The 12663-nt window shown below is 62.1% G+C and carries 10 protein-coding genes; 2 read left to right on the forward strand and 8 right to left on the reverse strand.

All coding sequences use genetic code 11. The features are described from left to right. Position 1: 1 nt before the first annotated feature. The 4 genes from AC070A_RS06250 to AC070A_RS06265 form a co-directional block, all read right to left on the reverse strand. Positions 2 to 868: a carbohydrate ABC transporter permease gene (locus AC070A_RS06250; protein ID WP_057251899.1), complete on the reverse strand. Its 867-nt coding sequence runs from the start codon at positions 866 to 868 to the stop codon at positions 2 to 4. A 4-nt stretch (positions 869 to 872) separates the two neighbouring features. Further along, a complete protein-coding gene (locus AC070A_RS06255) occupies positions 873 to 1796 on the reverse strand; it encodes a carbohydrate ABC transporter permease (RefSeq protein ID WP_057251900.1) in 924 nt (307 codons plus the stop codon). Positions 1797 to 1907: 111 nt separating this feature from the next. Further along, positions 1908 to 3167: an ABC transporter substrate-binding protein gene (locus AC070A_RS06260; protein WP_057251901.1), complete on the reverse strand. Its 1260-nt coding sequence runs from the start codon at positions 3165 to 3167 to the stop codon at positions 1908 to 1910. A gap of 225 nt (positions 3168 to 3392) precedes the next feature. Beyond that, positions 3393 to 4886, reverse strand: a complete 1494-nt coding sequence (locus tag AC070A_RS06265; protein WP_494773557.1) for a patatin-like phospholipase family protein — start codon at positions 4884 to 4886, stop codon at positions 3393 to 3395. A 292-nt stretch (positions 4887 to 5178) separates the two neighbouring features. Here AC070A_RS06265 and AC070A_RS06270 point away from each other — a divergent pair, with 292 nt between their 5' ends. Then, the gene (locus AC070A_RS06270; protein WP_057251903.1) at positions 5179 to 5853 is read left to right on the forward strand and encodes a response regulator transcription factor; all 675 of its coding nucleotides are present in this window, start codon (positions 5179 to 5181) and stop codon (positions 5851 to 5853) included. Continuing rightward, positions 5850 to 7220, forward strand: a complete 1371-nt coding sequence (locus AC070A_RS06275) for a sensor histidine kinase (RefSeq protein WP_057251904.1) — start codon at positions 5850 to 5852, stop codon at positions 7218 to 7220. Before AC070A_RS06270 ends, AC070A_RS06275 begins: the two co-directional genes overlap by 4 nt. Before the next feature lie 167 nt (positions 7221 to 7387). On the opposite strand, the gene AC070A_RS06280 is transcribed toward AC070A_RS06275, so the two are convergent. Genes AC070A_RS06280 through AC070A_RS06295 form a run of 4 tightly spaced genes read right to left on the reverse strand, consistent with a single transcriptional unit; the run spans position 7388 to position 12605 of the window. After that, positions 7388 to 8761: an alpha-glucosidase/alpha-galactosidase gene (locus AC070A_RS06280; protein WP_492383772.1), complete on the reverse strand. Its 1374-nt coding sequence runs from the start codon at positions 8759 to 8761 to the stop codon at positions 7388 to 7390. 23 nt (positions 8762 to 8784) lie between these two features. Beyond that, positions 8785 to 10458 carry an ABC transporter ATP-binding protein gene (locus AC070A_RS06285; RefSeq protein WP_057251906.1) on the reverse strand — a complete coding sequence of 558 codons (1674 nt, stop codon included), beginning with the start codon at positions 10456 to 10458 and terminating at the stop codon, positions 8785 to 8787. 12 nt (positions 10459 to 10470) lie between these two features. Further along, positions 10471 to 11598, reverse strand: coding sequence for an ABC transporter permease (locus AC070A_RS06290; RefSeq protein ID WP_058322815.1), 1128 nt, complete (start codon positions 11596 to 11598; stop codon positions 10471 to 10473). Beyond that, the gene (locus tag AC070A_RS06295; RefSeq protein WP_058329707.1) at positions 11595 to 12605 is read right to left on the reverse strand and encodes an ABC transporter permease; all 1011 of its coding nucleotides are present in this window, start codon (positions 12603 to 12605) and stop codon (positions 11595 to 11597) included. The genes AC070A_RS06290 and AC070A_RS06295 overlap by 4 nt, the downstream gene beginning before the upstream one ends. Between the last annotated feature and the right edge of the window lie 58 nt (positions 12606 to 12663).

The following is a 12663-nucleotide window of genomic DNA, read 5'->3' on the forward strand; positions in this document are numbered from 1 at the left end:
CTCACCCCTTGACCGCCCCGAGAGACAGCCCCCGGACGAGATGCTTCTGAACGATGAAAGCGAAGATGACGATCGGCACGCAGGCCATGAAGCCGGCGGCGCTGATTTCCCCCCAATAGGTCTTGTACTGCGTCACCCGCCCGGCGATGCCGATCGGCAGCGTCTGCGACTGCTCGGTGAGCGTGATGATCAGGGAAAGCAGGAACTCGTTCCAGGAGATGATCAGGCAGAAGATGGCCGTCGCCGCAAGCCCGGGCCTGGCGAGCGGCAAAGCGACATGGAGGAAGGCGCCCCAGCGCGTGTCGCCGTCGACAATCGCCGCCTCCTCCAGTTCGACCGGCAGGTCCTGGAAATAGCTCTTCATCATCCAGGTGGCGAACGGCAGGTTGAAGGCTGTGTAGGCGATGATCAGCGCCGACTTCGTGTTGAGCATGTCGAAGTAGTTGAAGAACAGGTAGAGCGGGATGATGCTGACGATCGGCGGCATCATCCGCGTCGACAGTATCCAGAAGGAAATCTGCTTACGCCATTGCCAGGGATAGCTGAAGCGCGCCAGCGCATAACCCGCCATCGTACCAAAAACCACGGAAACGATGGTCGTGCCGGCCGCGACGAGGAAGCTGTTCAGCGCGTAACGCAGGAACGGTCGCTGAATGAAGGCTTCGTCATAGTGCTTCAATGTCGGGTTGCGCGGCAGCCATTCGGGCGGCACGGCGAAGATATCGATGTCGAACTTGAACGAGTTCGCGGCGATCCAATAGATCGGGAAAAGCGTGAACACCAAGGCGACGAGGATCGCCAGATAGGCGGACAGGCGGATGAGCCATTCTCTGGTGCGGCTGCGTGTGGGGAGAGTCGTCGTCGCCATATCGTCAATCCGCCAGCCGCATGCGTTTCATGAACCAGGTGCTGAGAACGATCGTCACGAACAGGACGAACAGCGATATCGCCGCCGCGTAGCCGGGATCGGCGAAGCGGTAGGCGACCTGGTAGATATAGAGGCTCAGAACCTTGGTGCGATCGGCGGGACCTCCTCCCGTCAGGATGAAGACGAGATCGAATAGGCGCAGCGCATCCATGACGCGCAGCAGCAAGGCAATGGCAATCACCGGTTTGAGGAACGGCAGCGTCAGGTCCCAGAACTGCCGCCAGGACGAGGCGCCATCGAGCGCGGCCGCCTCGTAGGGCTCGACCGGGAGACTTGCCAGCCCCGCCAGCATCAGAAGGAAGATGAAAGGCGTCCATTGCCAGACGTCGGCAACGATGATCGAAAACATCGCAAGGTTCACGTCGCCCGCCCAGGCCTGCAGTGGAAGGCCGAGACGGAACATGATTTCGTTGAGGACGCCAAACTGTGGCTCGTAGATGATCTTCCAGGTGATCGCGACGGCGATTGGCGGCAGCATCATCGGGATCATCAGCACAGTCTTCAAGAAGGTGAGCCGGCGAATGAACCGATCAAGAAGCAGCGCCAGGCCGAGACCGAGCACGAACTCCACTGACACGGAAACGATGGTAAAGACTGCAGTGTTGCGCAGCGCGGCGTGAAATTGTGCATCGGTCAAGAGCCGCGCAAAATTGCCTGGACCGACGAATTGCCAGGGCAGGTCGGGATTGGGGCTGATCTTGTGGACCGCCGCATAGAACATGTAGAGGCTGGGGAAGATCGTCAGCGCCAGAAGGATGAGCATGGTCGGCGCCAGCATCAGGTAGCGCAGGTGCCGCTCGGTCCAATGTTCGAGTGCGCCACCCAGTCGGAGCGACGCCGCCGGTATGCCTTTGCCGGGCTTCAACATCGATTTCTCCCGCAGGCGCTGTCCATACAGACCTCAAGTGCGACCCCACCGGACCGATGCCGGTGCGGCCGCGAGAGTAGGGTCTGTGGCCCCGCCGATATATGCCTCCGCCTATTTAAGGCCGGTGATTTCTTCGACCGCTGCCTGTGAGTTCTTCAGCGCTTCCTCGGGCGTGATCGTGCCCGCGACCACCTTGGAAAGCTCGATGCCGAAGGCATTTTCGATCTCCGGCCACTTCGGATGGCGCGGCCGTGGCGTCGAGGCCTGGATCGCCTCCATCAGCACCGGGTAGTGGCGGAATTTCTCCTGCTTGGTCAGTTCCGGGTCGGTAAAGACCGAGGTCCGCACCGGTGGGTTGCCGCGCTCGGCGGAGATCTTGATCTGCTCGGGCGAAGTCGCCCACAGCATGAAGTCGAAGGCTTCTTGCTTGTTCTTGGAGGCCGACATGATGCCCATGGTCCAATGGCCGATTTCCGAGCTGCCCGCTTTCGTGCCCGCCGGGATCGGGCTGTAGGAGATCTTGCCGACCATTTTCGATTGGCTCGGATCCTCGAAGGTCGCAACCCAGTTCGGCCAGTTGATTGACGAGGCGGCGGTGCCGGCGGCAAGCGCAGTGCCCACTTCGTTGGCGTTGTAGCTCTCGATCCCCTTTGGCGAAACGTCGCGGAGCGCCATGAAGGTCTTCATCGCGGCCGCGCCTTCCGGCGTGTCGATCGTCACCTTTGTGCGATCCGCGTTGAACATATCGGCGCCGTAGGACCAGAAGATCGGCATGAAGTCGGCCACGACCGGGTTACCCTGACCGCCGCGGAAGACATAACCGAAATAGCGGCCGCCGCCGTCCTTGGTCAGCGCCTGGCTCGCCTTCAAGACGTCATCCCAGGTCTTGGGAGCGTCGACGCCGGCTTCCTTGTACTTGGCGGCGTCATAGAAGAACATCTGGGCGTTTCCCACATAGGGCAGGCAAACATAGGGGCCGGTATTGTAAGGGTTGCGGCAGATCGCCAGCGACTTCGACAGGAAGTCGGTGTCCGGCCCCTCCAGGCCCGCTTTCTTGAAGTATGGTGTCAAATCCTCGAGATGTCCGTTCTCGGCGAAAAACGGAATCCACGGGTCATCCATCAGAATGATGTCGAATACGCCGGATTTGGTTGCCCCTGCATTGGCTCCCTGTTCGAAGACGTTGGCATAGGGCGCCTGCACGATCTCCACCTTCGTGCCCTTCATCTTCGAGTAGTCGTCGGCAGCAGCCCTAAGGCCGTCCCCCTCGCTGCTCGATGGCACGAGGACCGTGAAATCGGCCCAAGCGGCTCCGTTGATCGCAAGCGCGGACGCCGCGGCAGCCAAGATGAGAAACAATTTGCGAACCATCATACACCTCCCAATCCGAGTTTCGGTCAATGGTCGACTTTGCGGACGGCCTGACCTGGTCCGGCATGGTGGAGACACTGCCTCGACATCCACGAACGACTGAACTGCGAGATGAAACGGAGGCCGGCATCTCCTAAGCCGGCTGTTGCTCCCGCGATGAGTTTATCACATCGAAAGCCTTATTCAGAGAGGTTGTATTAGTATTTACTGTTATTTGAGATTGCCTCAGCGCCAATTCGACAAGGCGCTGATACGCCCATCCGTGGTGCCCCGCCTGATGCGGTCCAGGAATCGCTGGTATCCGGGATGTTCGATAAGCAGCCGCCGGCCGAGGCCCGACAGGAAATCGACATCCTTCGCATCCAATGTCAGTCTGTTGTGGAGCGTCATGATCCGCCGTGCCACCGGCGGGTCGACGATGTCGGTCAAGGCCAGCCGGACGACGTCGACATCGAGATCGCCGCAGTTCCGTTTCGCCCTCCCGTTACCGCAACGCCACTTCACGAACCTGTCGCGCCATGCCGGCAGATGATTGCGGAAGGCATCGAAACTCTGGAGATTGGGATTGTTGATCATCGCGTCGATGGCCGCGACAATCGCGTCCGGCGCCTTGGGGCTATCGACGGTTTTCGACAGATCCCCTCCGATCCGGGTCGAGGCATCCACGACGATGACGATCACGTGCCTCAAGCGCTGGGCCCGCTCCTCGGGAATGGGTTCGGGTGCAGACCGCACCATCAGATGCAACAGACTCTGTGTTCCGACGCCATCCACCAGACCGCCGTCGTAGAGCTTGAGGTAGTTCAGGTCTTTTGCTGTTTCGTATCGCCGAAGGGCGTCGGCGTACTCGCTTGCGACAAGCGAACCCGCTGCGCGTGATCCGGCAACCGGGGCAGCCTTTTCAGGCAGCGCCTCGCAACCCGTCCGGAAGTTCTGCAAGGTCAAGGGCGCAAAGACGACCGGGACGGCGGCCGAGGCCGCGACAGCATAGGCGAGCGGATAGTCGTCAAAATCGCTGCAAATGGCAGTGAAAGATTCACGGTCGAAGATGAACGGCGCGCGGTTGTAGAGGTCGGTCGCATGGATCACCAGGCGCGGATGGCCCGGGCGCGCCACCGTGCCGAGCGTTGCGCCCTTGAACAGGTTCGCATCAAGCCAGGCGGGCAAGCCGGACCGGTCGTTCACCCCGCCCTGATAGCCGCGCAGGATGTTCCCCGGCGAAAACGACAACCGGAGCGACGCCTCGACGTTTCGCCCGAGAAAGCGCTCGCGGAAGTCGGCGAGGCCTGGGCGGCCGTAAAGTGCGAAGTACGACGCAAGCACCGCCCCGCCAGAAACGCCGGCGACGACGGCAACCTCGTCCGCGAGCTTGCGTCCTCTTACCCCTGGCGATGGCGCCTCCGCCAGAGCCGACAGCACACCATAGCCGAACGCAGCCGAGCGGGCGCCGCCCCCGGAAAACGCAAGAATGATACCCGTGTCGTCGGCATCCGGCGTCGGTTGCTGCAGCGGGACGGCTCCGGTCGTCAATTCCAGCCGCCTGTTCGTCGGCGTCACGTCCGGGCCGACGCAGCCAGCCATGGCAAGCGCGAATGCCAGAACCGCGTACTGCAGAAGCCTTGAGGAATGGATCGCCGCAGCCCACCCCGTGGCTGGGTTGCGGCCGGGTCGATCTCCATGTGCGTGGCGCGAACGCCACCTTCGGTTCCCGATTTTCATGCGTCCTGATCCAGGCCCTTTGGCGATATCTCGCGGAACGCATGCCCACGAGCGATTGTCGCACAGCCTAAGGATCAACATTGAGACAGCATGTCATGCGCCGCGCTCGCAACGAATGATTGTGCAATGCTGGCGATCGGGATTAGCTTGCGGCATCCTACGGAAGGAACGCCCTCTTTGAAGATACCGATCGAACCAGCATTTGCCCCATAGGACGAATGACAGGTTCCCTCAATGAAGCGGCACTACGTTGCGCGCGCGTAACGACATTTGCACGAGGTGAAGCGCAATCATGCGGGTCTTGCTGGTCGAGGATGAGAAGGAACTCGCGGATGCGCTGAGGGCGGCGTTGAGCAATCACAGGATGATCGCGGATCATGCGCGCGACCTCGCCGAAGCGGCCTTGATCCTGCGCGATGCGGTCTACGATGTCATCGTGCTCGACCGCAAGCTTCCGGATGGTGACGGGCTCTCGCTCATCCCCAAGATACGGGCGCGCGGCAACAACGTGCCCGTGCTGGTGCTGACCGCACTCGACGACCTCGCCGACCGGGTTGCAGGGCTCGATGGTGGGGCCGACGATTACATCGGCAAACCCTTTGCCTTTGAGGAGCTGCTGGCGCGACTGCGGGCGTTGGCGCGGCGGCCGATCCCTGTGCAGTCCGACATAGTCACGGCCGGGCGCTTCTCCTTCGACCTCGCGCATTGCGAGGCAAGCGTGGCCGGCACATCGCTGAAAATGCCGCGGCGCGAGCTTCTGGTGCTCGAAACCCTCACCCGCCGCATGGGCCGGATGGTGCTGCGCGCCGCCTTGATGGAAGCGGTGTTCGGCCTCGACGACGAAATCCAGTCCAACGCACTCGACACCCATATCTCGCGCGTCCGCCGCAAGCTGCAGCAGGCGGACGCCGGCGTGATCATCAACGGCATCCGCGGCGTCGGCTACCTCTTGCGGGAAGGCTCATGAGCGGCAGCGCTTCGCATTCGTTCAAATGGCGTCTCGTCGGCTGGCTGGTGCTGTTCGAGACGGTCGCGACCCTGGTCGTGATCGCCATTGCCGTCGGTTTGCTCTGGGTGACCGGCTATCTCATTGACGGCTACGAGAACGGCAATGTCGACGTCTTAAAGGATGCCATCACCCGCAATCAGAACGGCGACCTCGTCCTTCAGGAAACGCCTGACTTGACCCGGTTGCGTCAGCAGGCGGGGAACATCTGGTTCATCGTGCGTGACAAGGAAGGATACAGTCTCTCCGAAGGAGAGGTGCCCGACGCCTTCGCCTTTGCGACCGCCGGCCTCGAGCACATGAACGACGCCCGCTTCAGGCTTTCCCCGGACAAGAACGCGCGCCCGGAAGCCGTTGTCAAATGGCTCGAGTCCCCGGCCGGCAGCGTCCAGATATTCAGCGGCACAGAAGGGGAGCTGACCTTGAGCCGCCTTCTGCTCAGCACGACCGGCGCCTTCCTCACGATCTTCGTGCCGATGCTGCTGCTTCTGGCGTTTGCGACCGTGGTGGTCACGCCGATCGTCGTTCGCAGGATGCTGTCGGGCCTGTCACACGCCGCCTCGCATGCAGCGCATATCGAATATGACCAGCGCGGCATCCAGATGCCGGTCGCGGACGTTCCCTCGGAATTCCTGCCGCTGGTGACGGCGGTCAACGATGCGCTGGTGCGGCTTGATGACGGGTATACAAGACATAAGCGCTTTCTGGCGCAGGCGGCGCATGAACTGCGCACACCGGTCGCCATCCTCGGCGCCCGTATCGCGTCGCTTCCACCGGGACCGGACAAGACCCGACTCAACGAGGACGTGACGCGCCTTTCAATTCTGGCAGGCCAGTTGCTCGACCTCGAACGTCTCGATGCCCAAAAGGACGAGTTCAGGCCCGTCGATCTCGCAGCGCTTGCCGAGCGGGTGATCGTTGCGCTCGCACCACTTGCCTTCGGAGCGGGCTACGAGATGACCTTCGAGGCAGATCAACGCCCTGTTATGGTGACGGGGGACGAAGCATCGTTGGAGCGGGCGCTTACCAATCTCGTACAGAACGCCATCGACCATGGCGGTCGCCGGGGCACGATCACGGTTAAGGTCGACTCGCAAGGTTCGATCGATGTGTGCGACGACGGCGACGGAATACCGCGCAGCGAGACGGACAAGATATTCGAGCCGTTCCAGCGGCTGCGCAAGGACGGCAAGGGCGCCGGCCTTGGGCTCAATCTCGTGCAGAAAATCGCCCATCTGCACGGCGGTTACGTCGATGTCGCCCGCTCGGCGTCCGGCGGCGCTTGCATGCGCATTGTGCTGCCGCTTTCGCAAGGCGTTGAAGCCTAACTGGATGTTTCCTTTAATCGTCTCCGATCAAAGGACAAAAACATGCAGCAATTCAAAGTGCTACAGCGACCTTTGCGCGTCTGATAAGACGCGCGGCGCTGTAGTGAAAGGACAAGCCCCGGAACAGCAGTTCCGGGGCTTGATCGCAGCTTAGCCGGGAGAAAGAGCTAAGCCGCCTGGGCCTTTTTCGAAACTCGCGCCCATTCCGGGATCCAGTCGCGATGGGCGACGAGCAGGTCGTCGACGAGCGACCAGATCTGGTCGAGGTCGAGTTCGGCCGCCGTGTGCGGGTCCATCATCGCGGCATGATAGAGGTGCTCACGGTTCTCGGTCACCAGCGCCTGGACCGTCAGTTCCTGAACGTTGATGTTGGTGCGGATCAGCGCCGTCAGCTGCGGCGGCAAGTCGCCGATGAAGGTCGGCTGGATGCCCGATGCGTCGACCAGGCAGGGAACTTCCGCGGCGCAGTTTGCCGGCAGCGAGGTGATGCAGCCGTTGTTGCGGAGGTTGCCGTAGATCACCGAGGGTTCGCCGGTCCAGACCGAGTTCATGATCGAGGAGGCATATTCGTGGCTCTCGGCCACTTCGATCGTCTCGGCTTCCTTGAAGGCTGCCGCCTGCCCCTTCCAGCGCTCGATCTGTTCGACGCAACGCTTCGGATATTCGTCGAGTGGAATGCCGAACTTTTCGATCAGATCCGGACGGCCGTCCTTGATGAAATAGGGCGTGTATTCGGCAAAGTGCTCCGAGCTTTCGGTGACAAAGTAACCGAGCCGCGTCAGCATCTCATAGCGAACCTTGTTGGGGCAGCGCGGGTTCCAGTGGCTGGGCTTCGGAAAACGTCCCTCGCGGTAGCCACGCACCAAATCCGGATAGAGATTGCGGAAGCTGCCGTCGGCCTGCTTGTGTTCGAACGTCAGATAGAAGGCCATGTGGTTGATGCCTGCGGCGCGGTAGCGGATCTCCGACACCGGGATATCGAGATCGCGCGCCAGTTCGAAGGCCGTGCCCTGGACGGAGTGGCAAAGGCCAACCTGGCGGATCGTCGGATACTTCTCGGCGATCGCCCAGGTGTTGATCGCCATCGGGTTGACGTATTGCAGCAGGATCGCGTTGGGGCAGACCTCGAGCATGTCCTCGCAGATCTTCCAGAGATGCGGCACGGTGCGCAAGCCCCGCATGATGCCGCCGACGCCGAGTGTGTCGGCGATCGTCTGGCGCAGGCCGTATTTCTTCGGAACCTCGAAATCGGTGACCGTGCAGGGCTCATAACCACCAATCTGGAAGGCGACGACGACGAAATCGGCACCTTCGAGCGCCTTGCGCTGGTTGGAATGGGTCTCGATCTTGGCTTTGACGCCGAGCGTGCGCACCAGCTTGCCGGCGACGATCTCGCTTTCACCAAGGCGCTGCGGGTTGACGTCCATCAGCGCGATCGTTGCGGCGGACAGGGACGGCCGCTGCAGCACGTCGCCGATGATGTTCTTCATGAAGACGGTGGATCCAGCGCCGATGAAGGTGATCTTGGGTTGTCTGGTCATGGATTGCCTCTGTTTTCTCGTGGTCATGCTGCCACATCGAAGGCGGCTTTAACGAGCCGTTCGGTGTAGGCGGTCTTGGGATTGGAAAGGATTTCGCTCACCGGCCCCTCCTCGACGATTTTGCCATGCTGCATCACCACCACCCGGTGGCAGAGCGCGCGCACGACCTTGAGGTCATGGGAGATGAACAGATAGCTCAAGCCCCGCTCGTCCTGCAGCTTGCGCAGGAGCTCGATGATCTGGGCCTGGACGGAGAGATCGAGCGCCGATGTCGGCTCGTCGAGCAGGATGAATTCCGGCTCGAGCGCAATGGCCCGAGCGATCGCGATGCGCTGGCGCTGGCCGCCGGAAAACTCATGCGGGAAGCGCGACAGGATGTTGCCCGGCATGCCGGCGGCGCTGAGCGCGTCCACCACCCGGTCGAGCCGCTCCTTGCGGTTTTGACCTATGCCGTTGACGACGAGCCCCTCCTCGATGATCTGGCCGATCGACATGCGCGGATTGAGCGAGGCGAAGGGATCCTGAAAGACGATCTGGATGCGCGAACGCAAGGGCCGCATCGCGGTCCGGTCCTTGTCGTGGATCGGGATACCGTCAAAGAAGACCTCGCCGCCATCGGCATTGATGAGACGGATCAGCGCCTGGCCGAAGGTCGTCTTGCCCGAGCCGGATTCGCCGACGAGCCCCAGCGTCTCATGCTTGCGCAGATTGAGGCTCAGCCTGTCGACGGCGACGAACTCGGAGAATTGCGGGCGAAACAGGCCACCCTTCTTCAGCGTGAAGCAGACCTTCACGTCCCGTCCATCAAGCATGATCGGCGCATTGTCGGGCAGCGGCTTGGCGGCACCCGACGGCTCCGAAGACAGCAGCCGTTTGGTATAGGCATGCAACGGGTTGGCGAAGAGCGCAGCCGTCGTGTTGTGCTCCTTCACCTCGCCATACTGCATCACATAGACGTAGTCGGAGAACTGCCGCACGACCGTCAGGTCGTGGGTGATCAGGATCACCGCCATGCCGAGTTCGCGCTGCAGGTCGCGGATCAGGTTGAGGATCTGCGCCTGCACGGTGACGTCGAGCGCCGTCGTCGGTTCGTCGGCGATGAGCACATCAGGATCGTTGGCGAGCGCCATGGCGATCATCACCCGCTGGCGCTGGCCGCCAGAAAGCTGGTGCGGATACTGATTGAGCCGCAGTTCCGGGTCCGGGATCCGCACGTGGCGCAGCAGTTCCAGTGCCCGCTCCATCGCCGCCCGGCGGCTGATCCTGCGGTGCGCCCGGATCGCCTCGATGATCTGCGTGCCGACCGTATAGACCGGGTTCAGCGAACTCATCGGCTCCTGGAAGATCATCGCCAGCCGATTGCCGCGCAAGGCGCGCCGCTCGCGCGGCGAGAACTTCAACACGTCCTTGCCGTCATAGTCGATGCGCGATTGCGGAGCGATGGTGGCGCGCTTGGAGAGAAGCCCCATGACGCTGCGCGCCGTCACCGATTTGCCCGAGCCGGACTCGCCGACAATGGCGATGGTTTCGCCACGGTAGAGCTGGAAGGACACGTCCTTCACCGCCTCCACCATGCCGTGTTCGACCTTGAAACGAACAGCGACATTGCGGGCGTCGATGATCGGCCGGCCGTTTCGTTCGGTAAGATCCTTGCGCTCGGCGGGCGCGGCTACGAGGACGTCGATTGTCTCAGTCATGAAGCGTCCTCCTCAATAGGGATCGATGGCGTCGCGCAGACCGTCGCCAAGCGCATTAAAGGCGAAGACTGTGACAAGCACGAAGGCGACGGGCGACAGGATCCAGGGATAGGACCCGATGACGGAATAGGTGGACGTGTCCTGCAGCATCAGTCCCCAGGAAATCAGCGGCGGCTTGACCGCAAAGCCGAGGAACCCGAGGAAGGATTCCAAGAGCACCACCTGCGGGATCGACAGCGTGACCGCGACGATCACATGGCTCATCACGTTCGGCAGGATGTGCTGGAAGATGATGCGCCGGTCGCTGGCACCGACGGCGATCGCCGCCCGCACATAGTCGATGCGGGCGAGTGCCAACGTCTTGCCGCGCACCTCGCGTGACATCTGCGCCCAGCCGAGCGCCGACATGACGATGATGACGAAGGCGAGGAAGACATTGGTCGGCGCCGTCACCGGGATCAGCGACGTCAGCGCCAGATAGAGCGGCAGTTGCGGGAAGGCGAGCACCAGCTCGACGAAGCGCTGGGTCCAGACGTCGAAGCGGCCACCAAAGTAACCCGACGCCATGCCGACGGTGGTGCCGACGAAGGTCACGATCGATACCACGATCAGCGCGATCATCAGCGAGATGCGCGATCCGACCAAAATTCGCGAGAGCACGTCGCGGCCGAACTTGTCGGTTCCGAGCAGATGCACCGGCGAACCATCGACCGCGCCAAAGAGATGCCGCTCGGCCGGGATCAGGCCGAAGAGGCGGTAGGGCGCGCCCTTGATGAAGAAGCCGAGGATCTGCGGATTGTCGTAATCGGGGCCGATGATCGGCTGAAAGGTGATCGGGTCAAGCTCCGTGCCCTCGCTCAGCGGGTAGCTGCGCGGCGGGAAGACGAAGTTGCCGTCCTTGTCGGCAAAGCTGATCGCCTGCGGCGGCGCGAAGGCGACACCCGTTGCCTTCGGATCGACCGGCGACAGGAAGTCGGCAAAGACCGCCATGAAGATCAGCAGGCCGACGAGGACCAGCCCGAGCATGCCCGTCCAGGAGCGTTTCAGCCGGCGCCAGACGAGCGCCTGGTAGCTTTCATTGTGCTGCTCGTGCTTGGGCTCGACAACGAGCGGAAGGGTTGTCTCAATCTCGACGGTCATGCCGGGGCTCCTCCCAGACGCACGCGCGGATCAAGTGCTGCGAGCAGCATGTCGGCGATGATGTTGCCGAGGATGAGGGTGGCCGACAGCACCAGCATGAAGGTGGCGGTGACATAAACGTCGCCCACCCACATCGAGCCGACGATGGCCGGACCGACGGTCGGCAGTGCGAAGATGATCGCGGTCTCGATCTCGCCCGTCAGCATATAGGGCAACACGACGCCCTGATACATGATCAGCGGGTGCAGGGCGTTCGGAACCGCGTGGCGCATGACCACGGCCCCTTCACTGAGGCCCTTCGCCCGGGCGGTTTCGACATATTGCGCGTTCAGCGTGTCGAGCAGATTGCCGCGCATCACCCGCATATTGTAGGCGAGCCCGCCAAAGGTGGCGATCGCCACGACCGGCCAGACATGTTTGACGAGGTCGACGAACTTGTCCCAGGACCAGGGCGCGCCGCCGTAGCGGGCCGAGTGGAAGCTGTTGATTTCGCTGACATTGAAGTGGAAGACGAGGATATAGACGATGATCAGCGCCATCAGGAAGCGCGGCACCGTCATGCCGAGAAAGGCAACCGTCGAAAGCAGGCTGTCGATCCAGGAATATTGCCGGGTGGCGGCGATAATGCCGAAGGAAATGCCGATCACCGACGCGAGGATGTGGCAGACCAGCGCCAGCGCCAGCGTGCGCGGCAGGCGCTCGCCGACGACGTCGGCAACCGGCTTGTTGTAGTAGAGGCTGTGGCCGAAATCGCCACGCGTCAGGATGCCGGTCATCCAGTTGACGTATTGCACCGCCATCGGCTGATCGAGCCCATGCTCCTTGCGATAGGCCTGGGCCTGGGCTTCCGCTTCCTCGTAGGACGCGCCGCCCTGGTTGATCAGCTGCGAGCGGATGTAATCGCTATAGTCTCCGGGCGGGGCCTGGATGATGGCGAAGGTCGCTACGCTGAGGACAAGCAGCACCGGAATGGCAGAGGCGATGCGGACAAGCAGAAACCTGAACATGCCGTTTCCTTCTGTCGGTTGGGGTGATGGGAGCGCTCCTCCGGCCTGCGACCGGAGG

The sequence above is a fragment of the Ensifer sp. GW101-20A05 genome (assembly GCF_059424735.1).